19 protein-coding genes are annotated in these 24,543 nt (G+C 67.1%); 14 read left to right on the forward strand and 5 right to left on the reverse strand.

What is annotated here, in order from left to right:
• Positions 1–2: 2 nt before the first annotated feature.
• Complete coding sequence (locus tag J3A72_RS19010; protein WP_014646351.1) at positions 3–482, forward strand: hypothetical protein; 480 nt, start codon at positions 3–5, stop codon at positions 480–482.
• Positions 483–553: 71 nt separating this feature from the next.
• Here the strand turns inward: J3A72_RS19010 and J3A72_RS19015 are convergent, their stop codons facing one another.
• The 3 genes from J3A72_RS19015 to J3A72_RS19025 all read right to left on the reverse strand — a co-directional run bounded on the left by J3A72_RS19015 (position 554) and on the right by J3A72_RS19025 (position 6,223).
• Entirely contained in the window at positions 554–1,798 is a 1,245-nt protein-coding gene (locus J3A72_RS19015) for a DUF819 family protein (RefSeq protein ID WP_046429580.1), read from the reverse strand.
• Between the two features lie 140 nt (positions 1,799–1,938).
• Positions 1,939–4,017: a S9 family peptidase gene (locus J3A72_RS19020; protein WP_075076121.1), complete on the reverse strand. Its 2,079-nt coding sequence runs from the start codon at positions 4,015–4,017 to the stop codon at positions 1,939–1,941.
• A 241-nt stretch (positions 4,018–4,258) separates the two neighbouring features.
• Complete coding sequence (locus J3A72_RS19025; protein ID WP_075076122.1) at positions 4,259–6,223, reverse strand: oligopeptide transporter, OPT family; 1,965 nt, start codon at positions 6,221–6,223, stop codon at positions 4,259–4,261.
• Positions 6,224–6,423: 200 nt separating this feature from the next.
• On the opposite strand from J3A72_RS19025, the gene J3A72_RS19030 reads away from it, so the two are divergent.
• Together J3A72_RS19030 and J3A72_RS19035 are read left to right on the forward strand one after the other, a co-directional pair.
• Positions 6,424–7,572, forward strand: coding sequence for a heparan-alpha-glucosaminide N-acetyltransferase domain-containing protein (locus J3A72_RS19030; RefSeq protein ID WP_075076123.1), 1,149 nt, complete (start codon positions 6,424–6,426; stop codon positions 7,570–7,572).
• Between the two features lie 109 nt (positions 7,573–7,681).
• Complete coding sequence (locus tag J3A72_RS19035; RefSeq protein ID WP_014646346.1) at positions 7,682–9,436, forward strand: oligopeptide:H+ symporter; 1,755 nt, start codon at positions 7,682–7,684, stop codon at positions 9,434–9,436.
• 54 nt (positions 9,437–9,490) lie between these two features.
• Here J3A72_RS19035 and J3A72_RS19040 read toward each other — a convergent pair whose 3' ends face one another.
• Positions 9,491–11,479, reverse strand: coding sequence for a prolyl oligopeptidase family serine peptidase (locus tag J3A72_RS19040; RefSeq protein WP_075076124.1), 1,989 nt, complete (start codon positions 11,477–11,479; stop codon positions 9,491–9,493).
• Positions 11,480–11,644: 165 nt separating this feature from the next.
• Positions 11,645–12,280 (reverse strand): LysE family transporter, encoded by a 636-nt coding sequence (locus J3A72_RS19045; RefSeq protein WP_075076125.1) that lies wholly within the window; start codon positions 12,278–12,280, stop codon positions 11,645–11,647.
• 137 nt (positions 12,281–12,417) lie between these two features.
• Between J3A72_RS19045 and J3A72_RS19050 the strand changes: the two genes are divergently transcribed.
• The 11 genes from J3A72_RS19050 (at position 12,418) to mdcH (ending at position 24,523) form a co-directional block, all read left to right on the forward strand.
• Positions 12,418–13,323, forward strand: a complete 906-nt coding sequence (locus J3A72_RS19050) for a LysR family transcriptional regulator ArgP (protein WP_209572134.1) — start codon at positions 12,418–12,420, stop codon at positions 13,321–13,323.
• Positions 13,324–13,508: 185 nt separating this feature from the next.
• Positions 13,509–13,955: a GNAT family N-acetyltransferase gene (locus tag J3A72_RS19055; protein ID WP_075076126.1), complete on the forward strand. Its 447-nt coding sequence runs from the start codon at positions 13,509–13,511 to the stop codon at positions 13,953–13,955.
• A 191-nt stretch (positions 13,956–14,146) separates the two neighbouring features.
• The gene (mqo, locus tag J3A72_RS19060) at positions 14,147–15,835 is read left to right on the forward strand and encodes a malate dehydrogenase (quinone) (RefSeq protein WP_046429482.1); all 1,689 of its coding nucleotides are present in this window, start codon (positions 14,147–14,149) and stop codon (positions 15,833–15,835) included.
• 325 nt (positions 15,836–16,160) lie between these two features.
• On the forward strand, positions 16,161–18,353 hold the full coding sequence (locus tag J3A72_RS19065; protein ID WP_075076127.1) for a TonB-dependent siderophore receptor: 2,193 nt from the start codon (positions 16,161–16,163) through the stop codon (positions 18,351–18,353).
• 181 nt (positions 18,354–18,534) lie between these two features.
• On the forward strand, positions 18,535–20,178 hold the full coding sequence (mdcA, locus tag J3A72_RS19070; RefSeq protein WP_075076128.1) for a malonate decarboxylase subunit alpha: 1,644 nt from the start codon (positions 18,535–18,537) through the stop codon (positions 20,176–20,178).
• Positions 20,179–20,188: 10 nt separating this feature from the next.
• Positions 20,189–20,509, forward strand: coding sequence for a malonate decarboxylase acyl carrier protein (gene mdcC, locus J3A72_RS19075; RefSeq protein ID WP_049441175.1), 321 nt, complete (start codon positions 20,189–20,191; stop codon positions 20,507–20,509).
• Entirely contained in the window at positions 20,506–21,414 is a 909-nt protein-coding gene (locus J3A72_RS19080) for a biotin-independent malonate decarboxylase subunit beta (RefSeq protein WP_075076129.1), read from the forward strand. Before mdcC ends, J3A72_RS19080 begins: the two co-directional genes overlap by 4 nt.
• A 2-nt stretch (positions 21,415–21,416) precedes the next feature.
• Entirely contained in the window at positions 21,417–22,121 is a 705-nt protein-coding gene (mdcE, locus tag J3A72_RS19085; RefSeq protein WP_075076134.1) for a biotin-independent malonate decarboxylase subunit gamma, read from the forward strand.
• On the forward strand, positions 22,114–22,755 hold the full coding sequence (gene mdcG, locus J3A72_RS19090; protein ID WP_075076130.1) for a malonate decarboxylase holo-[acyl-carrier-protein] synthase: 642 nt from the start codon (positions 22,114–22,116) through the stop codon (positions 22,753–22,755). Before mdcE ends, mdcG begins: the two co-directional genes overlap by 8 nt.
• Before the next feature lie 35 nt (positions 22,756–22,790).
• Positions 22,791–23,606: a triphosphoribosyl-dephospho-CoA synthase MdcB gene (mdcB, locus tag J3A72_RS19095; protein ID WP_080355777.1), complete on the forward strand. Its 816-nt coding sequence runs from the start codon at positions 22,791–22,793 to the stop codon at positions 23,604–23,606.
• Positions 23,603–24,523 carry a malonate decarboxylase subunit epsilon gene (gene mdcH / locus J3A72_RS19100; protein WP_075076131.1) on the forward strand — a complete coding sequence of 307 codons (921 nt, stop codon included), beginning with the start codon at positions 23,603–23,605 and terminating at the stop codon, positions 24,521–24,523. The genes mdcB and mdcH overlap by 4 nt, the downstream gene beginning before the upstream one ends.
• Positions 24,524–24,543 lie beyond the last annotated feature (20 nt).

A 24,543-nucleotide genomic window follows, 5' to 3' on the forward strand; every position in this document is an offset into this window, starting at 1 on the left:
GCATGACCGATACGACAACCGCCGTGGACATCACCTGCGTGGGCGACATCGCCTTCGCCGATGCGCAGTGCCTGCTCGCCGCGCATGGCCTGCGGCTGCACCACGTGGCCGCCGGCGAGCCGATTCCCGGCAGCTACTGGGGCGAGCCCGAGGCGGGCATCATCGCCAGCAACGTCTACGTGCGCGATGACACGCCCGTGCACTCGATGCTGCATGAGGCCTGCCACCTGATCGTACTGCCGCCGGAGCGGCGGGCGCAGGTGCATACCGATGCCACCGACTCGGTGGCCGAGGAAGACGCGACCTGCTACCTGCAGATCGTGCTGGCCGGGCAGCTGCCCGGCGTCGGCAGCCAGCGGCTGATGGCCGACATGGATGCCTGGGGGTATACGTATCGGCTGGGATCTACGAAAGCGTGGTTCGAGCAGGACGCCGAAGACGCGAAGGCATGGTTGATCGAACGCGGGTTGCCGGTGGCGTGATTCACCGGGAACCGGGGTCAGATCCCTTTTGCGTCGCAAAAGGGATCTGACCCCATCACCCCGTCGCCGTATCAGCCCTGCCCGGCCAGTGCGCGCAGGGTGATGCCGACGATGTAGGCCAGGTAGGTGCCGGTGGCATAGCCCATCGTGCCCAGCAGCACGCCCACCGGCGCCAGGGCCGGATGGAACGCGGCCGCCACCACCGGCGCCGAGGCCGGGCCACCGATGTTCGACTGCGAACCGACGGCGAAATAGAAGAACGGCACCTTCAGCAGCTTGCCCAGGCACCACAGCAGCACGATGTGCACGGCAATCCAGATCAGGCCAAGCAGGAACAGCCACGGGCGATCCAGCAGCGCCAGCAGATCCATCTGCATGCCGATGCAGGCGATCAGGAAGTACAGCAGCAACGAACCCAGCCGCGATGCACCCGCCCCTTCCAGGTTGCGTGCGCGGGTGAAACTCAGGCTCAGGCCCAGCGTGGTCGACAGCACCACCACCCACACGAACGGCGCGTCCAGGCTGAACTGCGACGCCCAGCTGACGTTGGCCTTGAACCAGGCCGCCAGCGGCGCACCGATCGCATGCGACAGGCCGACGCCGCCGAAGGCCACCGCCACGATCAGCATCAGATCGGTCAGGCTGGGAATGCGTTCGTGCTCGGCCTGGAAGCGCGCGATGCGTTCCTTCAGTTCATCGATGGCCGAGGTATCAGCGCCACTGCGTGCATCGATCTTCGCTGCACGTCCTGCCAGGAAGATCAGCGCGGCCATCCACACGTAACCGACACCGACATCGACCACCGCGAACTGGCCAAAGGTGGTCGCGTTGACGTCGAACACTTCGCGCATCGCCAGCATGTTGGCACCACCACCGATCCAGCTGCCGGCCAGTGCCGCCATGCCGGCCCAGGTATCGCCGGCCACGGTGTCGGGATGGATCGCGCGCATCACCAGGAACGCCACCACCGCACCGAGCATGATGCTGGCCGAGGCGCCCAGGTACATCAGTACCAGCTTCGGGCCGAGCCGCAGGATGCCCTTGATATCCACTGCCAGGGTCAGCAGGATCAGCGCCGCCGGCAACAGGATGTCGCGCGCGATCGGGTTGTAGAGCTTGGTGTTCTGGCCGTCGATCAGGCCGACGGTGTTGTAGATGCCGGGAATCAGGTAGCACAGCAGCAGCGCTGGCACGAACGTATAGAAGCGCTTCCACAGCCCCTGCTCGCGCGAGGCGGTCCAGAACACGGCGCCAAGAGTGGCGGCGATCAAACCGAAGACGACGATGTCGTTCTGGATCAGGGCAGTCGAAGGCATGCAGGCGCTCTGGTAGAGCCGGCCGCTGGCCGGCTGCTGTTGGCGGCAGATCAGGAAGGTGTGCCGACCAACGGTCGGCACCCACCGGTAAAGCAGATGGTGAAACAGAAGCGCCGCCCCGGAGGGCGGCGCCGCAACCATCAGTTGCCGATGTGCTGCTTCAGCCAGGCATTGACGGTGTCATGCCACAGGATGCTGTTGTTCGGCTTCAGCACCCAGTGGTTTTCATCCGGGAAGTACAGGAACTTCGATTCGATGCCCTGGCGCTGGGCAGCGGTGAACGCGGCCAGGCCCTGCTCGACCGGAATGCGGAAGTCCTGCTGGCCGTGGATGACCAGGATCGGCTTCTTCCAGTCCGCCACGTGGTTGACCGGGTTGAACTTCTCGTAGTTCGCCGCCTTCTGGTACGGCGTACCGCCCTGCTCCCACTCGGTGAACCACAGTTCTTCGGTGGCGTAGCCCATCATGCGCTGGTCGAACACGCCGTCATGGTTGACCAGGCACTTGAACGGGCCGTTCCAGTTGCCGGCAATCCAGTTGACCATGAAGCCGCCGTAGCTGGCGCCCAGCGCACAGGCCTTGTCACCATTGAGGAAGGAATACTTCTTCAGCGCCGCATCCCAGCCCTTCTGCAGGTCTTCCAGCGGGCGGTCGCCCCAGTGCTGGCTGATCGCATCGGTGAACGCCTGGCCGTAGCCGGTGGAGCCGTGGAAGTCGATCATCACCACCGCATAGCCCTGGCCCGCGTAGGTCTGCGGATTCCAGCGGTAGCTCCAGCCATTGCCGAAGCTGCCCTGCGGGCCGCCGTGGATCAGGAACGCGACCGGGTACGACTTGCCTTCCTGGTAGTTGTGCGGCTTGACCACGTAGCCATGCACGGTGTCGTTGTTCCAGCCCTTGAACTCGAACTGTTCGTAGTCGCCGAAGCTGACATCCTTGAGCACCTCACCGGCGGCCGGGGTCAGCGCGCGCAGCTCGCCGATGGCTTCGCCCGCGGCCGGCAGCAAGCCAACCAGCACCTGGTCGTTGCTCTTCAGGCTGTTGCGGGTGATCGCCACGCTGTTGCCGGCCACATCGACCGAGGTCACGCTGCCGTCGCCGATCAGCTTGGTGGCCTTGCCGCTGGCCACGTCGATCTGGAACAGCGGGTGTTCGCCGAGGTCATCGGCCGTGGTGTAGATGCTGGCGCCGTCGGCGGACAGGGTGATGCCGCCAGCCGAACGATCCCACTGCGGGGCGATCTCGCGGGTCTTGCCACTGGCCAGGTCCATCGCCATCAGGCCGAAGCGGTCAGCCTCGAAGCCCGGGCGCTTCATCGCGCGGTAGAACAGGGTCTTGCCGTCGGCACTGAACACCGGGCCGGCATCCCAGGCCGGGTTGGAGGCGGTCAGGTTGACCGGCGCCTGCTTGCCCGCCGCGTCGAAGCGGTACAGGTCAAAGTTGGTCGACCACGGCTCCTGCTTGCCGGCCACGCGGATGCTGGCGACCACGCTGGCGCCATCCGGCGACCACGCGAAATCATCATTGCCGCCGAACGGCTTGGACGGGGCATCACCGTCAATGGTGGCGCTCAGCGCGGAAGCGCCCTTGACCGGACCGGCCTTGGCTGCCGGCAGCGGCGCGACGAACAGGGTGTTGCGGCGGCCGTCGTTCCAGGTATCCCAGTGGCGCACGAACAGCGAATCGAAGACCTTGCCACTGGCCTTGGCGCCGGCGACGTCCTTGAGCTTCTTCTCGGTGCAGGCCAGGTCCGAGGCACAGGCCTGGAACACGCCGGCGCTGAACAGCACGCGGTCGTCCTGCGGCGACACGTGGTAGCTGTCCACGTCGACCGGGAAGTCGGTCAGCTGGCGCGGGGCGCCGCCGCTGAGCGGCTGCGCGTACAACTGCTGGCTGCCGCTCCTGGCGCTGAGGAAATACACGGTCTGGCCATCGGCCGACAGCGAAGCGGAATTGACGTTCCAGCCGGCCGGGGTGATCTGCTTCGGCGGTGCTGCATCGCGGGTACGCAGGTTGCGCGCGAACAGCGCGGTGGAGGCCTTCAGGTTGGCATCCACGCTGCGCTTGGCGAACACCACGGTGCCGCCGTCAGCGGTCAGTACCGGTGCGGAGACGCGGTCCATGGCCACCATGTCGCGGACTTCCAGGCCACGGGCAGCGGCGACGCTGGGCAGGGCGGCCAGCAGGCTCAGTGGCAGCAGGGCATGACGCAGTTTCATCGGGGTCTCCGCAGGACGGCAAAAAACCGATGGTAGGCCCGTGCGGCCGGGGCTGCCAAGGCCATCGGTCATGGCTGCCGGTGGGGCGCGGCCCCGCCGCCAGAAAAAGCAAACCGCGCCGTGGCGCGGTTTGTGGGGACACCGGGGTCGGATTCGATTCCGACGGAATCGGCTCTGACCCCAGACGCTGTCAACCCGGGGTCAGAGCCCTTCCCTGCGGGAAGGGATCCGACCCCAACCCTTACGCCATGGCGCGCTTGCCGGTGCGGTAGATCAGCCAGCCGATCAGGAACAGCACGGCCAGGCCGATCCACTGTGCGCCCGGCAGGTGGAACGGCACGGCCAGCACGTCGGCGCGACTGCTCACCACGATCGGAATCGCGATGGCGATGCCCATCAGTGCCTCACCGGTGATCAGGCCGGCGGCGAACAGCACGCCCGGCTTGTGCACGCGGTCGCGACCTTCTTCGTCATCGGCACGCACCTTGTGGAAGCGCTCGACGAGGTAGGCGATCAGGCCGCCGAGGAAGATCGGCACCATCAGTTCCAGCGGCAGGTAGATGCCGATGGCGGCGGCCAGCACCGGCACGCGGAAGCGGGCGTTGCGCGACTTCAGCCAGCTGTCGAACGCGATGATGGCGGCACCGACCACGGCACCGATGCCGATGAAGGTCCACGGCAGTTCACCACCGAACAGGCCCTTGGCCACCGAGGCCATCAGGTTGGCCTGCGGCGCGGCCAGCGCGTTCGGGTGCAGCTCCGACTTCACGCCGATGCCGTAGGCGGTGGCCAGCAGGTTCAGCACCGGGGCCATGATCAGCGCGCACGAGAACGCACCGATGCCCAGCATCAGCTGCTGCTTCCACGGGGTGGCACCGACGATGTAACCGGCCTTGAGGTCCTGCAGGTTGTCACCGCCGACCGCTGCAGCACAGCACACCACCGCGCCGATCATGATCGCGGCCACCGCGCCCAGCGGCGCGCCGAAGGCGCCGACCGGCTGCAGGCCATCCTTGCCCAGCAGCACCACCAGCACGGCCGAAGCGAACAGGATGGTGGAGATGGTGATGCCCGAAACCGGGTTGTTGGACGAGCCGATCAGGCCAGCCAGGTAGGCCGAGACCGAAACGAACAGGAAGCCGGCGACGATCATGATGAGGGTCATCGGGATGGACACGTGCCACTGGCCGACGATGGCCTGGTACAGGGCCAGCAGCGGCAGCACGAACACCACCAGGGCGACCAGCATCCACTTCATCGGCAGGTCGCGCTCGGTGTGCGCCAGCACCGGGCCACCGCTCTTGCGGGCGGCGGCAAAGCCGCTCTTGACACCGTTGAGCAGCGACTTGCGCAGCGAGATCAGGGTCCAGATGCCACCGATCAGCATCGCACCGACGCCCAGGTAGCGCATCTTCGCGCCCCAGATGGCGAACGCTGCCTCGGTGGACGAGGCCGCGGCAACCGACGCGGCCAGTGCCGGATCGGTGTTCATGAAGAACGCCTGGTAGATCGGAATGGCGATGTGCCAGGTCAGGATCGAGCCGGACACCACCACGATGCCGACGTTGAGGCCGACGATGTAGCCCACGCCCAGCAGTGCCGGCGACAGGTTGGTGCCGATGAAGGCGGTGACCTTGGAACTGCCGACGTAGGCCGAGGTGGCCCAGGCATCGGGAATCAGGCGCATGCCGCTTTCCGCGGCCAGCTTGACGAAGGCACCGATCACCGCCGACAGGCCGAGGATCTTCAGGCCCGGGCCCGGGTTCTCACCGGCCTTGAGCACTTCGGCCGCAGCCTTGCCTTCCGGGAACGGCAGCGGGTCTTCGACAATCATCGAACGGCGCAGCGGCACCGAGAACAGCACGCCCAACAGGCCACCGAGGCCGGCGATGCCCAGCACCCACCAGTACTTGAAGTCCGGCCAGTAGCCCATGATCACCAGCGCCGGGATGGTGAAGATCACACCGGCGGCGATCGACGAACCGGCCGAGGCGCCGGTCTGCACGATGTTGTTCTCGAGGATGGAGCCACCGCCCAGCAGGCGCAGCACGCCCATGGAAATCACCGCGGCGGGAATGGCGGTGGCGATGGTCAGGCCTGCGAACAGACCGAGGTAGGCGTTTGCGGCCGACAGCACCACCGCCAGCACGATGGCCAGGGCCACTGCGCGGAAGGTGAGCTGCTTGGGCGCAGCGTCGTGGTTCATGGAAGCCCCTGCTGGCAAAAAATCCCTGCCACGCTAGCGTTCAGGGCAGATCAAGTCCAGCGTGCCAAAGGATGGGGGCGTGTGCTGCGGCGCAATGGGCCGGTACGTGGACCGGCAATCGACCGACCCGGCAAAGTCCGGCTGGGCACGCCGTAAATGATATGTTATATCTTAATGATACCTTGTTGTTACTGCATCGCATGCCCCCTTCCCCCTCCCCCCGCCTGGCCTCCATCGACCAGCTGCGCGGCACCGTGATGCTGTTGATGCTGCTGGACCACGTGCGCGAGACCTTCTTCCTGCAGCACCAGGTGAGCGACCCGATGGACGCGGCGACGGTCTCCCCCGCGCTGTTCGCCTGCCGTCTGCTGGCCCACCTGTGCGCCCCCGTGTTCGTGCTGCTGACCGGGCTGTCGGCCTGGCTGTACGGCCAGCGCCAGGCGGATCCGCGCGGGGCCACAGCTGCGTTCCTGCTCAAGCGCGGGCTGTTCCTGGTGGTGCTGGAACTGACCCTGGTGAATTTCGCCTGGACCTTCCAGCTGCCGCCGGAAACGCTGTACCTGCAGGTGATCTGGGCCATCGGGCTGAGCATGATCGCGCTGGCCGGGCTGCTATGGCTGCCACGCCCCGTCCTGCTGGCGGTCGCGGTCGCGGTGGTGGCCGGGCACAACCTGCTGGATGGTGTGCGGGTGGAAGGAAGCGGCCTGCTGGCGGTGCCGTGGAAAGTGCTGCACCAGCGCGACTGGATCGAGGCCGGCGCGCTGCGCCTGCGCACCTCCTACCCGGTACTGCCGTGGATCGGGGTGATTGCGCTGGGTTATCTGATGGGGCCCTGGTTCGGCCGCGCGCGCGCGCCGGAGCAGCGCCAGCGCTGGCTGCTGTGGGCAGGCGTCAGCGCGCTGGCCCTGTTCGCGCTGCTGCGGTTCGCCAACCAGTATGGGGATGCTCCCTGGTCGTACCAGACCACTACGCTGCGCACGTGGTTGAGCATCTTCAACGTCACCAAGTACCCGCCGTCATTGCAGTTCCTGTTGCTGACCCTGGGCGTGGGGCTGTTGCTGCTGCGCTTGTACGAATGGCCGCCCCTCGCGCTTGCGCTGCGCCCGCTGTCCGATATCGGCGCCGCGCCGATGTTCTTCTACCTGCTGCACCTGTACGTACTGAAGGGGCTGTACCTGGCCGCGTTGGCGGCCTGGGGGCCGACCCATGGCGAGCTATATGCCCTGGATTCGGTCAGCGGCCTGCTGCTGGTGGCCTGTGCGCTGGCGGTGGTGCTGTACCCGCCGACGCGGGCCTTCGCGCGGTTCAAAGCGCGAAGGCGCGATCTGCCTTGGTTGCGATACCTGTGAGCGGTGGCCGCCGGGGGAGCGCCATCCCTGCATGGCGTGGATCCACCGGCGGCTGCCTGCCCAGGCCCAGAGGCCTATAATCGCGCCCTTTCCGCTGTCCCCGCCGTCGATGACCGTTGCCGCCTCTGCTTCCGACGACTTCCTGGGCCACCCCAAGGGCGTCTACGTCTGCTTCTTCACTGAAATGTGGGAGCGCTTCTCCTTCTACGGCATGAAGGCGCTGTTGCTGCTGTACCTGACCAAATACCACCTGTTCGGCGACAAGGCCGGCCTGGACCTGCTCGGTGCCTACGGTGGCCTGGTGTACTGCATCCCGGTGTTCGGCGGCATGCTGGCCGACCGCTGGCTGGGCATGCGCCGGGCAGTGCTGTTCGGCGGCATCCTGCTGGTACTCGGCCACCTCGGCATGGCCTTCGAGGGCCACGCCGCGTACCGGGTGAACGGCGAAGTGGTGCGCGACACCTCGGCGCTGGCGGTGACCTACCTGTCGCTGGCGCTGATCATCATGGGCGTCGGCTTCCTGAAGCCGAACATCTCCACCATTGTCGGCAAGCTGTACGCCAAGGACGACCCGCGTCGCGACTCGGGCTTTTCGCTGTTCTACGCCGGCATCAACCTCGGCGCGCTGTTCTCGTCCCTGGTGTGTGGCTTCCTCGGTGAGGCCTACGGCTGGAAGTACGGTTTCGGTGCGGCCGGCATCGGCATGCTGGCCGGCCTGGCGATGTTCCTGTGGGGCCAGAAGTACCTGCAGGGCCATGCCGAACCGCCGCAACCGGCGGCGCTGAAGCAGAAGGTGCTGGGCCTGCCACGCGAATGGCTCATCTATCTGTGCGCGGTGCTCGGCGTGCTGCCGGTGGCATGGCTGATGTGGGCCGCCGGCAACGGCGCGTTCGCGCTGGGCGGTGAAATCAGCCTGGCGCTGATGCTGATGCTGGTGGTGCTGGGCGGCGTGCTGGTCTGGTTCGCCTGGTTCACCGGCACGAAATGCACGCCGGTGCAGCGCCAGCAGATGATCGCGCTGATGGTGCTGATCTTCATGGCGCTGGTGTTCTTCACGATGTACGAGCAGTCCTACGGCTCGTGGGTGACCTTCACCGACCGCCTGCTGACCAAGGACATCGTGCCCTCGCTGGTGATCACCGGCGGCACGCCGCTGCCGTGGTCGATCCTCTCGCTGCTGCTGGCACCGCTCGGCTTCGTGGTCAGCGCGCGCCTGTCGGAACGGCGCCCGGGCTCGGCCGCGCCGCGCACGTTCTTCGCCGCCATCGTCGTACTGATGCTGGTGCTGCTGGTGCGCGACTGCCTGGTGATTCCGCAGACCGCCGGCTCGCTGACCTACCTCGGCGGCCTGTTCCTGGTGCTGCTCGCTCCGGCCTTCGCCGCGCTGTGGACGTGGATGGACCGCCGCGGCTGGGAACCGGGCAAGCCGGTGAAGTCGGCCTGGGGCCTGGTGATCGGCGCGCTGTCGTTCGTGCCGCTGGCGCTGGCCGCACAGCAGGTGGGCGCCACCGGCGAGATGGCCAGCGTGTGGTGGCTGGTGCTGGCCTACTTCCTGCTGGCCAGCGGCGAGATGTGCCTCTCGCCGGTCGGCCTGTCGGCGGTGACCCAGCTGGCCGTGCCGCGGGTGATGAGCCTGATGATGGGCACCTGGTTCCTGGCCACCGCATTCTCGGAAACGCTGGCCGCGCTGTTCGGCAAGCTGGCCGCGATCGAGGTGCCGGAAGGCGAATCGCTGGACATGGTGGCTGCCGCCGGTGCCTACGCGCACCTGTTCTGGCTGCTGATGTGGATCGGCTTGGGTTGCGCGTTGGCGGCCTTCATCGCCGCGCCGCTGCTGAAGAAGATGATGCACGGGGTGAAGTAAGTCCCGCGTGCGGAAGACCAGGGCGGCGGAAAATTCATCCGCCGCCCTGTCAGCTCAGGGCGCCTTGTCCTTGCCGGCCACGGGCGCGGTCGTCGCGGTCTTGCCCCCCAGGCTGCGCGCCAGGAACGCCAGCAGCTTGTCGTAGTACTCGCTGCGATGCGCCTCGGTGTAGAAGCCGTGGCCTTCGGTCTTGTAGTACAGGCTTTCCACCGGTGTGCCGGCGCGCTTGAGCGCCGCTTCCATGCGCTCGGTATGCTGGATCGGCGCACGCTTGTCTTCGCCACCGGCGGCGAGGAACACCGGCACCTTGATCCGTTCGGCCAGGTTCACCGGCGACACCGCGCCCAGCTTGGCCGGATCACCCAGCCATTCGCGCAGGTAGGTCACGCCTGAGCCGCGGTCCTGGATATCGCCACGGGTGTACATCATCGGCAGGTCGTAGACCCCCACATAGCCGGCCGCGCACTGATACAGCCCGGGTTCGCGGGCCGCCCCCATCATCGCCGAGTAGGCCCCGTAGCTGGCGCCATAGATGCAGATGCGACGAGCATCGGCGATGCCTTCGCTGATTGCCCAGCGGGTGGCATCGGTGACATCGTCCTGCATCGCCGCGCCCCACTGCTGCGCACCGGCCTGGGTGTGGGCCCGGCCGTAATTGCCCGACCCACGGAAGTTGACCTGCAGCACCGCATACCCGGCGGCGGCCAGCATCTGGGTTTCGCGGTCGTACTGGCCGGAATCGAAGATGTCGAACGGACCGCCATGCGGCATCACCACCATCGGCAGGTTGCGGCCGTTGCTGCCGGCCGGCAGGGTCAGGAAGCCATGCAACGGCAGCCCGTCCCGCGCCTTCAGTGCAATCGGCTTCACGCTGGCACTGCGGTCCACGTCAATCCAGTCGCTGCGGCTGATCAGGTGGTCAGCCTTGCGCGCCACCGTGTCGTAGACGTAGAAATCGCCCGGGTTCGAGCCCGACCAGGTTTCCACCAGCACAACACGGCCATCGCGGGTGCTGGAGGTGATGTAGACCGGCCCTCCGAAGGCGGCTTCCAGGCTGCGGTACAGGCGCGCCTCCGGCGACTTCTCGTCGAAGAACCGGGTACGCGGCGTGTCGCCCAGATAGAGCGCGCCCACCGGCACGTGGGTGCCGGGCCGATGGATGATGCGATACGGATTGACCACCTCGTCGCGCAGCAGCGTGGCACGCTCGCCGGTCTGCGGGTTCCAGCTGACGATCGCGTCCGGGCCCTGGGTCTGCTCGACGTTGAGGTAGGCCAGGCTGTCATCGGCCGAGAAGCCGAGGGCGGTTTCGATGCGCTTGCTGACGGCCTCGTCGTTGATCAGCTTCCAGCTGTCGCCACTGCGTTCGCGGAAGTACAGCTTGTTGATGTTGTCGCTGCCCGAGCCATGCACGAAGCGCACTTCGCCGGCGCCGGCGGTGGTGAACTCGCCGCGCCGTACCGGCGAGGACGCCACCCGCGAGCGACGACCCGTAGTCACATCCATGCGATCTACGCGGGTGTACGGATCCTCGGCCAGCGGCCATACGGTCACCAGCACGTTGCGCTCGTCGCCCGGCAGGTCGTCGGCCAGGAAGGCGGCCACTGCTTCGACCTTCTTCGGCTGGATGCGGGTCCCCGGGCCCTTGCTTTCGACGCGATAGCCGACCAGCAGCTCGCCACGGTTGCCGTTGGCGTCGATGGCATAGAGTTCGCCGGTGGGATTGGGTTGGTCGAGCGAGCCCCACTTCTGGGCCAGGCCGATCAACAGGCGCTCGTTGCTGACCCAATCGAATTCCTGCGCGTGGTTGCGGCTGGGCGGCCAGAAACTGCCGACCACCTCCTTGTCCTTCAGGCGCAGGATCGCGATCGCGGTGCTGTCCTCCCTCGGCACCGTTGCCGCTACGTACTCGCCCCCCGGCGAGATCTTGATGTCGGTGAAGGTCTCCCGGCGCAGGTACTGCGTCAGCTCCACCGCCCCCGCGCTGCCTGCGGCAACGCCCCCGATGACGGCCAGTGCGGCCGCCAGAATCGTCCTGTACATCCTTCCCCTGCTCCTGTGGACACCTTGTCCTGGTCTCCGATTCTAGGCAGGGCAATGGGTTTCCCGCCAGAGCCGGAAAAGACGACGGCACCGTTGCCGGTGCCGTCGTTGCCACTACCTTGGAGAGAGAGAGTCAGGACGTGGGTTCGGGGGGCGTGCGCCGGGTCAGTGGACTCCGCGCACCGCCAACATGAGGGCCAGGATGCTGAGGATCACGGCGATGGTGCCGTCGAGCATGCGCCAGGTGCTGGGCTTGGTGAACAGCGGCGCCAGCAGGCGTGCGCCGAGGCCCTGCGCGGTCAGCCACAGGCAGCTGGCCGTGACCACGCCCGCAGCGAAGGCCATGCGGGCGTTGCCGAAGTTCTCGGCGATGGAGCCGATCACCATCATGTCCAGCCAGAAGTGCGGGTTGATCAGCGAGAAGCCGACCGCGGCCATCAGCACCGCGCGGCGGCTGCCGTCGTCGCTGTCGGCCTCGCCCATGCCACCGCCGCCGGCGATCGCACGGCGTGCCGACTTCATCGCATACCAGGCCAGGAACGCGACACCGGTCCACAGCACGGCGGTGGTCAGCCACGGCAGCGCTGAAGTGAGCGTGCGCAGGCCGGCCACGCTGGCAAAGATGAAGATGGCATCGATGGCCGCGCAGGTGGCGACCACCGGCACGATGTGCTTGCGCAGGATGCCCTGGCGCAGAATGAAGGCGCTCTGGGCCCCGACCACGGCGAACAGGCCGATGCCGGTGGCTGCACCAGAGAACCAGGCACCGAGGCCGGTGCTGGCGGAGATGACCGAGAACATGGGATTCACTGCCTTGTATTGCTTGGGGGACGGTGCCTCGCGAAGGCGGACAGCACCGGAACGGGCGCCATTGTCGCGCCGCAACATGGAAAAGACGAGCTAAACTTCCTAAACCAACATTAGCGGAGCTTAATTCGATGCGCATCGATCACGCCCAGCTGCGCGCCTTGGCCGCGGTGATCCGCGAAGGCAGCTTCGACCGCGCCGCGCAATCGCTGAATGTCACGCCCTCGGCCATCTCGCAGCGGGTCAAGGCACTGGAGGACCGGATCGGCCGCCTGCTGGTCAAGCGTGGCACCGCGGCCACCGCGACCGCCGAGGGCCAGCTGCTGGTGCAGCTGGCCGAGCAGACCGCCCTGCTGGAACACGATGCGCTGCACCGCATGGGCCTGGCGGATGAGGACCTGCCCCAGGCCAGCATCCCGGTGGCAGTGAACCACGACAGCCTGGAAACCTGGTTTCCGCAGGCCGCGGCGCAGTTCGCGCAGGGCACCGGGACCACCCTGGACCTGCGCGTGGAGGACCAGGACCACACCGTCGAACTGCTGCGCCAGGGCACGGTGCTGGGCGCGGTGACCACGCTGGACGAGCCGGTGCAGGGCTGCCAGATCCACGCGCTGGGCAGCATCCGCTATGCAGCGACCTGCACCCCCGAATTCCGCGAACGCCACTTCGCCAAGGGCGTGACCGCGCAGGCACTGGCGCAGGCACCGGTGCTGGTGTTCAACCGCAAGGACGAAATGCAGTCGCGCTTCGCCCGGCGCATGGCCGGCGATGACCTGCCCAGCACCGCACCGACCTGGTGGATTCCGTCCACGCGCGCCTTCGTGCAGGCCAACCTGGGCGGCATGGGCTGGACGATGAACCCATTGCCGCTGGTCAAGCGGCACCTGGATGCCGGGCGACTGGTCTACGTACGCCAGCGCGCGTGGGAAGACGTGCCGCTGTACTGGCAGCACTGGAAGGGCGACGTGCAGACCATGGCCCTGCTGACCCGCGCCGTGCTGGATGCATCCTCGGCATTGATCCGGCGCAAGCGCTGACGCACAGCGCAAAAAGGGGACGGAGGGGATTAAGTCGCTTAAGGCCAATACGACATCCAAGGCAAATACGGCTTAATCCCCTCCGTCCCCTTTTTCGGGGCTCCATCGGATCTCCATCAAGCCTACACACCGGGTCCATGCGCGATGCGGATACTGGCGGGCCGACCATTACAAGGATGTCCGGCATGCCCGTGTACCTGCGCGATGCCCGCCCCGAGGATGCCGCTGCCTGCGTCGACCTGCGTGGGCGCACCCGCGAGAACGCCTTCAGCGCCGAGCAGCTGGCCCAGCTGGGCATCACTGTGGACAGCTGGGCGGCCGGCATCGCCCAAGGCGATTCGATCGGCCGCGTCGCCTGGGAGGGCGAGCGCATGGCCGGCTACTGCTTCGCCGACCGCGACAGCGGCGAGGTGCTGGTGCTGGCCCTGCTGCCGGACTACGAGGGCCGCGGCATCGGCCGCCAGCTGCTGCAGGAAGTGGTCAGCCTGACCCGCGATGCCGGCCACCGGCGGCTGTTCCTGGCCTGCTCGGCCGACCCGCGTTCGCGCTCGCACGGCTTCTACCGCCGCCTGGGCTGGCGCCCGACCGGCGGGGTCGATGAGGCTGGCGACGAGATCCTTGAGCTGGTCTGATCCCACCGTCGCCGGGCATCGCCTGCCGCCCATGTGGCAGCACCGCGAAACGTCGGATGCTGCGTTGCATCAAAAAAGGACCGGATCCGGTTAGAATCACCGGTGGATGATGCAAGGCGTTGTTTCTTCACGCCCTTTCCCTGCCCCACGCGCATCCTGACCTCTTCCCCTCCGCCAACGATCCCGCCCCCATGAAGAAATTTGGCAAGGCTCTTCTCGCCCTGCTCGTGCTGCTGTTGCTGGCCGCCGCGCTGTTCCTGTACTGGCCGCTGACCCAGCGCTCGGTGCCCGCCGCCAGCAACGACAAGCCCGTCGATGTTGTGCTGGTCGGCGCCGGCATCATGAGCATCACCCTGGCCACCTACCTGCAGGAACTGCAGCCGGACTGGAACATCCAGGTCTACGAACGCCTCGACGGCGTCGCCGGTGAAAGCTCCGATGGCTGGAACAACGCCGGCACCGGCCACTCGGCGTTCGCCGAACTGAACTACACCCCGGAACTGCCCGACGGCAGCATCGAGACCAAGCGCGCGGTCGGCATCGCCGAATCGTTCGAGGTCTCGCGCCAGTTCTGGTCGCACCAGGTGAAGGAGGGCCGGCTGAGCCAGCCCAGCGACTTCATCAACCCGACCCCGCACATGAGCTTCGTCTGGGGCGATGACAACATCGCCTACCTGCACAAGCGCCAGCAGGCCCTGGTCAAGAACCCGCTGTTCTACGGCATGCAGTACTCCGAGGATCCGGCCCAGATCAAGCAGTGGGCCCCGCTGCTGATGGAAGGCCGTGACCCGAAGCAGAAGGTTGCCGCAACCTGGATGCCGCTGGGCACCGACGTCAACTTCGGCGTGATCACCCGCCAGCTGACCGCCGGCCTGCAGCGCAGCCCGAACTTCAGCCTGCACCTGAACCATGAAGTGAGCGCGCTGCGGCAGAACGCCGACAAGAGCTGGAACGTGACGGTGAAGGACCTCAAGGCCGGCACCGAATCCACCACCCACGCCCGCTTCGTGTTCATCGGTGCCGGTGGCGCCGCACTGAAGCTGCTGCAGATGTCGGGCATTCCGGAATCGAAGGACTACGCCGGCTTCCCGGTCGGCGGCCAGTTCCTCGCCTTCCAGGGCCAGGACGTGACCTCGCGCCATGGGGTGAAGGCTTACGGCATGGCCGAGACCGGCTCGCCGCCGATGTCGGTGCCGCACCTGGATGCGCGCAAGCTGGACGGCAAGCCGGTGGTCCTGTTCGGGCCGTTCGCGCTGTACAGCACCAAGTTCCTCAAGCACGGCTCGTGGTGGGACCTGTATTCCTCGGTCACCCACAACAACGTTGGCCCGATGCTGGAAGTGGGCAAGGACAACCTGGACCTGGTGCAGTACCTGATGGGACAGGCGCGCCTGAACGATGCCGACCGCCAGGCCGAACTGGTCAAGTACTTCCCCAATGCCAAGCCGGGTGACTGGAAGCTGGTCACCGCCGGCCAGCGCGTGCAGATCATCAAGCGCGATCCGCTGAAGGGCCCGGTGCTGCAGTTCGGTACCGAGATCGTGACCGACAAGGACCACACCCTCGCCGCCCTGCTCGGCGCGTCGCCGGGCGCGTCGACCTCGCCGCCGATCATGCTTGACCTGATGGCCAAGGCCTTCCCGGAGCAGATGAAGGCCGGCTGGGAAACCCGCCTGCGCGAGATCGTGCCGTCGTACGGGCGCAAGCTCAACGACAGCGCCGCGCTGGTCAACGAGATCCGCACGCTGACCAGCCAGACCCTGCAGCTGCCCTACCTGGAGGTGCCGGTGGACGCGAACGCGGCATCGCCCGCTCCGGCGGCGGTTCCGGCGCCGGCCAAGGAAAAGCGCAACGCCAACGAGGAACTGCAGGCGCTGTAAGCCCGCAGTTTGCTTTCGATGCAGACGGACGGCCACCTTCGGGTGGCCGTTTGCGTTTGTGCAGGTTACGCCTGTAGAGCCGAGCCCATGCTCGGCTCCGGCAAAAAGCAGCCGAGCATGGCTCGGCTCTACAGAAAGCGATGCCCCGTGCCGGGAACCCTGCGCACAATGACGCGAATTGTAATGTTGTTAAGAATTATTTACATTTGCGTCCTGCGCAGTGACCGCGCCTCGCCCCAGACGGACCTGACCGTGCCCGAAGCCGCCGCCCCGGGTGCTGGACGACTGTTGCCGCCCCTCCCCGCCTCCACGCTTCGAGCCCACCATGTGCCTGACCTTCGATAACCGCCTGCCCCGCCGCGCGCTGCTGCCGGCTGCCCTGCTTTCGTCTTTGACCCTGCTGGCCGCGCCCAGCGCGTTCGCCGCCACTGATGGCGCTGCCGACGCCAAGACCCTGGACCGGGTGAGCGTGCGTGCCGAACAGTCGGCGCCGCCGGCCAGTACCACGCGCCTGCCGATCACCCTGCAGGAAACCCCGCAGTCGGCCACCGCGATCAGCCTGCAGCGCCTGCAGGACGAATCGCTGTTCAGCATCAATGACGTGATGCGCAACGTGACCGGCGTCAGCGTGTCCTTCTATGACACGCAACGCCCGCTGTACTACGCGCGCGGCTTCGCCATCACCGACTTCCAGGTCGACGGCATTCCCACCTACAGCGGCTCGACCAACCAGGAGTACGACACCGCTTTCTACGACCGCATCGAAGTGATCCGCGGTGCCAACGGCCTGCTCAGCGGCGCCGGCGTGCCGTCGGCCACGGTCAACCTGCTGCGCAAGCGCCCCGGCAAGGAATTCGACGCGTCGTTCGCGGTCAGCGCCGGTAGCTGGGACTACCGCCGCATGGAAGCCGACGTAACCGCGCCGCTGACCGCCGACGGCCGCTTCCGCAGCCGCGTGGTCGCCGCCTACACCGATCGTGGCCTGTATTACGACCGCTACAAGGAAAACAAGATGGCCGGCATGGCGGTGCTGGAAGGCGATGTCACCGACAGCACCACGGTTACCGTCGGCTACCAGACCCAGGACAACAACCCGACCGGTTCGACCTGGGGCACCGTGGCGTTCTTCGACAACCAGGGCAACTTCGCCCATCTGGCGCGCTCGACCAACCTGTCGCCGAAGTGGAGCTACTGGAAGCGCGAAAGCAATACCGCCTTCGCCAACCTGGAACAGCGTTTCGGCGACCACTGGCTGCTGAAGATCAACACCGCCTACACCCGCGGCAACGTGCAGAACGTGCGCCTGTACGGCACCGGCAACCCGGACCCGGTGACCGGCGCGGGCATCTACCTGCGCGCGGCCGCCGGTGATTCGAAGGACACCCGCCGCAATGTCGATGCCTACCTGACCGGCAGCTTCCCGCTGTTCGGCCGCGACCACGACCTCACCGTCGGCGCGCAGTGGTCGGACCTGGAAGGCACCACCAATACCGTGGCGCTGAACTTCCCGGGCGACTGGGCGACCTGCGGGCGTGAGCGCTGCTACTACATCCCCAACGTGTTCAACTGGAACGGCGACATCTCCGAGGTGACCTACACCCGCACCGGCGCACGCCGCGTGGCCAAGACCACGCAGAGCGGCGTCTACCTGGCCACCCGCCTGCGCCTGGCCGAGCCGCTGTCGCTGATTGCCGGTGCGCGCCTGAGCCGCTGGGAAACGCTCAGCCGCTCGTACAACGCTGCCGGCGCCTATACCGGCACCAGCGGTGCATACAAGGTGAGCGATGAGGTCACTCCGTACGTGGGCCTGGTCTACGAGATCACCCCGAACGTGTCGGCCTATGCCAGCTACACCGAGATCTTCAATCCGCAGAACTACAAGGACCGCAACGAGAACCTGCTGGCACCGGTGCAGGGCTCGAACCTGGAAGCGGGCATCAAGACGCAGTGGTTCGATGGCCGCCTGACCGCCAATGCGGCGGTGTTCGAGGCCAAGCAGGACAACTACGCGGTGCGTGACATGAGCGTGCCGGAAGGTACGCTGAGCGACGGCAGCTCGGCCTATATCGGCATCAACGGCACCAAGGCGCGCGGTTGGGAGATGGACGTCAACGGCGAGATCCTGCCGGGCTGGACGGTCAATGCCGGCTACACCCGCGTCAAGGTGACCCGCGCCGCCACCGACCTGCTGTACGCCAATCCGCCCAAGGACCTGCTGCAGCTCAACACCCAGCTGCAGCTGCGCGGCGCGCTGGAGCGACTGAGCATCGGCGGTGGCCTGCAGTGGCAGAGCCGGGTGCAGGGCTACAACATCGCCTACCCGCTCGGCGGCACGGTGACGGTGAACCAGCCGGCGTATTCGCTGGTGCAGTTCAACGCCAACTACCGCATCAGCGACAACTGGACCGCGACGCTGAGCGTGCGCAACGCGCTGGACAAGACCTACTGGGCCAACCTGGACTACAACAACTTCGGCGAGCCGCGCTTCGTGTCGGCCAGCCTGCGCTGGAAGTTCTGAGCAAACGACGGGTGCAAGGTGGGTGCCGACCGTTGGTCGGCACGCCCTCCGCCACGACCGCGGTCGTGGGCTACCTGAATGGGCCCGTCGCCGTGCGGGCCCTTCCTTTTGCTGCACTGCAGGTTGCACCCTACGCCGTAATTATGCCGTAATTATCCCAACACCCGTCGGAAGCCGGTCAATGAACCCGAGCTGGGATACGTTGGAACGCAGTCGCCAGGCCCGCCTGGAACGTGCCGCGCCGTGGGCCCGGGGACGCGAGGTCGCCGCCGGCGACGTAGGCGAGCTGCTGCATGCACTGCTGGAGCCCGGCGACAAGGTCTGCCTGGAGGGCAACAACCAGAAGCAGGCCGATTTCCTCGCCCAGGCCCTGGCCGATCTTGATCCGGCCCGCGTGCACGACCTGCACATGGTGCAGTCGGTGCTGTCGCTGCCCTCGCACCTGGATGTATTCGAGCGTGGTATCGCTTCGAAACTGGACTTCTCGTTCTCCGGCCCGCAGTCGGTGCGCTTGGCCAACCTGGTGGCTGAAGGGCGCATCCAGATCGGTGCCATCCACACCTACCTGGAACTGTTCGGCCGCTACTTCATCGACCTGACCCCGCGCGTGGCCCTGGTCGCCGCGCAGGCCGCAGACCGGCACGGCAACCTGTACACCGGCCCGAACACCGAAGACACGCCGGTGATCGTCGAAGCCACTGCCTTCGGTGGCGGCATCGTCATCGCCCAGGTCAACGAGATCGTCGACGCCCTCCCCCGCGTCGACATTCCCGCTGACTGGGTCAACTTCGTGGTGCAGGCACCGAAGCCGAACCACATCGAACCGCTGTTCACCCGCGACCCGGCGCAGATCTCCGAGATCCAGGTGTTGATGGCGATGATGGCGATCAAGGGCATCTACGCCGAGTACGGCGTGAACCGCCTCAACCATGGCATCGGCTTCGATACGGCGGCCATCGAACTGCTGCTCCCCACCTACGCCGAATCGCTCGGGCTGAAGGGAAAGATCTGCCAGCACTGGGCGTTGAACCCCCACCCGGCACTGATTCCGGCGATCGAATCGGGCTTCGTCAGATCGGTGCATTCGTTCGGTTCGGAACTGGGCATGGAGAAATACATCGCCGCGCGAGGTGATGTGTTCTTCACCGGCGCCGATGGCTCGATGCGTTCCAACCGCGCGTTCTCGCAGACCGCCGGCCTGTATGCCTGTGACATGTTCATCGGCTCCACCCTGCAGATCGACCTACAGGGCAACAGTTCCACTGCCACCCGTGACCGCATCGCCGGCTTCGGCGGTGCACCGAACATGGGCTCGGACGCACGCGGCCGCCGCCATGCCAGCGAGGCCTGGATCAAGGCCGGGCAACAGGCTGCGCGCCCGGGCGAAATGCCACGCGGGCGCAAGCTGGTGGTGCAGATGGTGGAAACCTTCCGCGAGCACATGGCACCGGCCTTCGTCGAAAGGCTCGATGCCTGGGAACTGGCCGAGCGCGCGCAGATGCCGCTGCCGCCGGTGATGATCTATGGCGACGACGTCAGCCATGTGCTGACCGAAGAAGGCATCGCCAACCTGCTTTTGTGCCGCACCCCTGAGGAACGCGAACAGGCGATCCGCGGCGTGGCCGGCTATACCGCCGTGGGCCTGGGCCGCGACCGCGCGATGGTGGAAAACCTGCGCGACCGCGGCGTGATCCGCCGTCCCGATGACCTTGGCATCTCCGTGCGCGATGCCAGCCGTGACCTGCTGGCGGCGCGTTCGGTGAAGGACCTGGTGCGCTGGTCCGGCGGTCTGTACGACCCGCCCAAGCGCTTCCGCAACTGGTAAGGGGCTGAGCATGGAAACCCTCGACTATCGATTCGAAGGACACACTGCGGTGCAGTTCCCGCGCGAAGCGGTGCTGGTCGGCGTGCTGGCCTCGGGCAACCTGGAAATCCTGCTGGAACCCGCTGCGCTGGAAGGCGCGATGACGGTGCGCATCATCACCGCCGCGAAGGGCTTCGGCAGCGTGTGGCAAGCGGTGATCAGCGACTTCGCACAGCGTCATCCGCTGCGCGATGTACGCATCTCGATCAACGATGCCGGTGCGACCCCGGCGGTAGTCAGCCTGCGCCTGGACCAGGCCGTGGAAACCCTGCGTGCTGGAGATCCACGATGAACCGGACGCAGCGCTACAGCTACTACGAAGCCGATGCGCGCGAGCGTATCGCCAGCCTGGTCGATGCCGGTTCCTTCAGGGAATTCCTCGGCCCGGCGCGGCGGATGATGAGCCCGCACCTGGCACAGCTCGACCAGCCCGCGGCGTTCGACGACGGCATCGTTGTCGGCGAAGCCACGCTGCGTGGCCGACGCGTGCTGCTGGCCGCGCAGCAGGGTGAATTCATGGGCGGCGGCGTGGGCGAAGTGCACGGTGCCAAACTGACCGGGCTGCTGCGCCGCGCAGCCGAAACACATCCCGAAGGCGTGCTTCTGCTGCTGGACACCGGTGGTGTGCGCCTGCACGAAGCCAATGCAGGGCTCATCGCCATTTCCGAGATCATGCGCGCCACCCTGGACGCGCGTGCAGCGGGTGTGCCGGTGATCGCGCTGATCGGCAGCGGCAACGGCGCCTTCGGCGGCATGGGCATCGTCGCCCGCTGCTGCAGCACGGTCATCATGTCCGAAGAGGGGCGCCTGTCGCTGTCCGGCCCGGAAGTGATCGAAACCGTACGCGGCGTGGAAGAGTTCGATTCCCGCGATCGCGCGCTGGTCTGGCGCGTAACGGGAGGCAAGCACCGCTACCTGATCGACCAGGCACAGGTGCTGGTGCCCGATGCCATCGAGGCCTTCGCGCAGGCGGCCAGCAACGCGCTGCAGCCTGATACCAGCAGCACCGATCCGGATACTGCACTGGCTGCGCTGCAGGAACGCCATGCGGCATTGAAGGCGCGCGTGGAGGCCTGGGGCGATTGCCGCGATGGCCTGGAGATCTGGGCCCGCCAAGGCATCGCAGCCCCCGAGCGACTACCGCTGCTCGACACCGATGAGTTCCTCATCGCCACCGCCGACCGGAGCCTGCCATGAGCATGCCGTTGCAGAACCTGCTCGATGCCCTGTTCCCGCATGGGCATGCCATTGCGGTGAACGATTCGGTGCTGACCGGCAGCGCCACCACCGAGGATGGCGAGGTGACCGTGATCGGTACCGCCGACAAACTTGAAGTCGGCGTGGACCACGCACTGGCACTGGCCGAAACCGTGCTTGCCAGCACCGGCGCACATCCACAGCGACCGATCGTGATGCTGGTGGATACCGCCGGACAGCGCCTGGCGCGGCGCGACGAACTGTTGGGCATCAATGGTTACTTTGCGCATCTCGCGCAGACGCTCGATCTGGCACGCCGCCGTGGTGCGCGCCTGGTCACCCTGGTCTACGGCGAATCGGTCAGCGGTGGCTTCCTGTCATTCGGCCTGATGGCCGACCACATCCACGCCCTGCCCGACGCACAGGTGCGGGTGATGGACCTGCGCGCGATGGCACGGGTGACTAAGCAACCGCTGGAGAAGCTGCAGGCGCTCAGCCAGAGCTCGCCGGTATTCGCGCCGGGCGTGGCCAACTACGTGGCGATGGGTGCGGTGGAATCACTATGGGAAGGCGACCTTGCCCAGCGCCTGCTGCAGGCCCTGCTCACGCCCGCCGAAGGCGACCGACGTGCTGCACGCGGCGCTCAGCGCGGCGGTCGTGCCCTGGCGGCCGGGGTTTCGACTGCGGTGGCCCACGGCGATGCCTGAGCGGCCCGCCCGCCACACGCTGGCCTGGCTGTCGGCCGATGCCGACTGGCGTGCTGACCTGACGGCGCACGAACCGCGCCTGGCGGCGTGGTTTGCGCAGGGGTTGCCAGCGATGGTGGCACGCAGTGCGGCGGATGATCCCGACCCGCGACTGCGCCTGGGGGTGCCGCTACCGCTAGGCGAAGGCAAGCAACGGCTGGCGCTGCGCGTGGCCCTGCAGGACATCCAGCACCTGCAGCCTCCCCCTGCCCTGGATCAGATTCTCGCCGGCGGCGTTCCGGCTGACTGGCAGGCGGCACTGCAGGCAATGCTGCGGCTTGCACCGGCCCGCGTGTTCGGCGCCTTCGCCTGGCAGCACCTCAGCGGTCTGCCCTATGTGCACGCACGCTCGGACATCGACCTGCTGTGGCAGGTGGGCGACGCGCGCCAGGCCGACCTGCTGGTCGAGCGCCTGCAGCACTGGGAAAGCGCCTTCGGGCATCGGGTCGATGGCGAACTGTGCCTGGTGGATGGTGGCGCGGTGAACTGGCGCGAATACGCCGGGCGCAGCCGCGAGGTACTGGTCAAGCGCCTCGATGGTGCCGCACTGGAACTACGTGATGCGTTGTTCGCCTCCACCGGGGTGAGCGCGTGAACGCCCTCGTGCAACCGGCGGTCAGGCCAGCTGCCGTGGACAGCGCGCGTCTGGGGCGCCTCGCCATCGCCAGCCTGCACGCCGAACTGGCCCTTGCACCCAAGCCAGGGTTGGTCACCCCCTTCGACAGCGGCAGCCACCACGACATGGACGCCGGCACGTTCCTGCGCAGCCTGTTCACGCTGCGCCACTACTTCATCGCCGTGGCCTGCCTCGGTGCAGCCGAGGCGGACTTCAATGCCTTGCGCCGGTGTGGCATCTCCGCCGAAATCGCGATGCTGCGCGCGACCGCCGGCATCAACACTCATCGCGGCGCGGTCTTCAGCCTTGGCCTGCTGGTCGCGGCTTCCGCTGCCTGTCGGGGCCGCGCGGGCGGTGCCATCGCAGCCGAGCAGGTCTGCCAGGAAGTGCGCCGCTGGGCTGCCGAGCTCGCCGGCGCACCACTTGATGCGAACAGCCCTGGCCAGCGCGCGCGCGCACGGCACGGCGTGCAGGGTGTGCGCGAACAAGCGGCCGCCGGCTACCCGCTGCTGCGCGAGGTGGCACTGCCTACACTGCGCCACGCGCTGGCCAGCGACCTGCCACGCGAGGCCGCGATGTGCCAGACCCTGGTGCAGCTGATCGCGTGCGTGGATGACCTCAACCTGCTGCACCGTGGCGGCGCCAACGGCCTGCGCTGGGCCCAGCAACAGGCGCGAGGCTTCCTCGATGCCGGTGGCGCCTTCGTACCCGGCTGGCAGGCACGCCTGCACAGCATCGGTGATGGATTCGTCGCACGCCGGCTGAGCCCCGGCGGCAGTGCCGACCTGCTGGCCTGTGCCTGGTTCCTGCTGCAGCAGGAGGTCGCATGAGCCTTGCCCTGCTCTGCCCCGGCCAAGGCGTCCAGCACGCGGAGATGTTCGAACGCGTGCGCGATCTTCCGGCCGCACGCCACATCCTTGATCTGGCCAGCACGGTGCTCGGACGCGATGTATTTTCCGCCGCTGGGGCCGAAGACCGCTTCGACAATGCGCAGGCGCAACCGCTGCTGTGCGCGGCCAGCCTGGCGCAGTGGCAAGGACTGCGCGACTGCGTGCCAGCGCCGACGCTGATCGCTGGCTACAGCATCGGCGAGCTCGCCGCGCACGCCATTGCCGGCAGCTTCGATGCGGCCACCTGCCTTGCCCTTGCGGCGCAGCGCGCGCGATTGATGGACAGCGCCAGCCCCGCCGATGCAGGCCTGCAGGCGGTGCTTGGCCTGGAACGCCATGTACTGCAGCCGCTGTGCGATCTGCACGGTGCGCACGTGGCCATCGCCAACGGGCAGGACCATTTCATCGTGGGCGGCACGCGCGCCTCGTTGCAGCGGCTGGCCGATGCAGCGCGGGCGCAGGGCGCGGACATCCGTCTGCTGCCGGTGCGCGTGCCCGCACACACACCATTGCTGGCGGCGGCGGTCGCACCGTTCGCTGCCGCACTCGATGCATCGCCACTGCAGGCCCCACGCCTGCCGCTGCTGGCCGGCATCGATGCGCGACCGGTGCGGGACCGCGCAACGGCAGTCAACACGCTTTCGTTGCAACTGGCGCAGACCATCGAATGGGCGCAGGTGATGCGCCAGGCCTTCGAGCGCGGCGCGCGGGTATTCCTGCAGTTGGGCCCGGGCAACGCGCTGGCGCGCATGGTCGCGCCGGCCTATCCGTGCTGCGAGGTGCGCGCGGTGGAAGAGTTCCAGAGCCTTGAAGGCGCGGCGGCATGGGTCCGCAGCGCGCTGGAACGGCTGCAGTAACGGGTTCGAGCAGTACGTAT

The organism is Stenotrophomonas sp. PvP093 (assembly GCF_017876915.1).
GTDB classification, from domain to species: domain Bacteria; phylum Pseudomonadota; class Gammaproteobacteria; order Xanthomonadales; family Xanthomonadaceae; genus Stenotrophomonas; species Stenotrophomonas muris.

Bases quoted from the DNA above. Each gene is read 5' to 3' on its own strand.
- J3A72_RS19010 (WP_014646351.1), top strand. From the start codon at position 3: ATGACCGATACGACAACCGCCGTGGACATCACCTGCGTGGGCGACATC.
- J3A72_RS19015 (WP_046429580.1), bottom strand. From the start codon at position 1,798: ATGCCTTCGACTGCCCTGATCCAGAACGACATCGTCGTCTTCGGTTTG.
- J3A72_RS19020 (WP_075076121.1), bottom strand. From the start codon at position 4,017: ATGAAACTGCGTCATGCCCTGCTGCCACTGAGCCTGCTGGCCGCCCTG.
- J3A72_RS19025 (WP_075076122.1), bottom strand. From the start codon at position 6,223: ATGAACCACGACGCTGCGCCCAAGCAGCTCACCTTCCGCGCAGTGGCC.
- J3A72_RS19030 (WP_075076123.1), top strand. From the start codon at position 6,424: ATGCCCCCTTCCCCCTCCCCCCGCCTGGCCTCCATCGACCAGCTGCGC.
- J3A72_RS19035 (WP_014646346.1), top strand. From the start codon at position 7,682: ATGACCGTTGCCGCCTCTGCTTCCGACGACTTCCTGGGCCACCCCAAG.
- J3A72_RS19040 (WP_075076124.1), bottom strand. From the start codon at position 11,479: ATGTACAGGACGATTCTGGCGGCCGCACTGGCCGTCATCGGGGGCGTT.
- J3A72_RS19045 (WP_075076125.1), bottom strand. From the start codon at position 12,280: ATGTTCTCGGTCATCTCCGCCAGCACCGGCCTCGGTGCCTGGTTCTCT.
- J3A72_RS19050 (WP_209572134.1), top strand. From the start codon at position 12,418: ATGCGCATCGATCACGCCCAGCTGCGCGCCTTGGCCGCGGTGATCCGC.
- J3A72_RS19055 (WP_075076126.1), top strand. From the start codon at position 13,509: ATGCCCGTGTACCTGCGCGATGCCCGCCCCGAGGATGCCGCTGCCTGC.
- mqo (WP_046429482.1), top strand. From the start codon at position 14,147: ATGAAGAAATTTGGCAAGGCTCTTCTCGCCCTGCTCGTGCTGCTGTTG.
- J3A72_RS19065 (WP_075076127.1), top strand. From the start codon at position 16,161: ATGTGCCTGACCTTCGATAACCGCCTGCCCCGCCGCGCGCTGCTGCCG.
- mdcA (WP_075076128.1), top strand. From the start codon at position 18,535: ATGAACCCGAGCTGGGATACGTTGGAACGCAGTCGCCAGGCCCGCCTG.
- mdcC (WP_049441175.1), top strand. From the start codon at position 20,189: ATGGAAACCCTCGACTATCGATTCGAAGGACACACTGCGGTGCAGTTC.
- J3A72_RS19080 (WP_075076129.1), top strand. From the start codon at position 20,506: ATGAACCGGACGCAGCGCTACAGCTACTACGAAGCCGATGCGCGCGAG.
- mdcE (WP_075076134.1), top strand. From the start codon at position 21,417: ATGCCGTTGCAGAACCTGCTCGATGCCCTGTTCCCGCATGGGCATGCC.
- mdcG (WP_075076130.1), top strand. From the start codon at position 22,114: ATGCCTGAGCGGCCCGCCCGCCACACGCTGGCCTGGCTGTCGGCCGAT.
- mdcH (WP_075076131.1), top strand. From the start codon at position 23,603: ATGAGCCTTGCCCTGCTCTGCCCCGGCCAAGGCGTCCAGCACGCGGAG.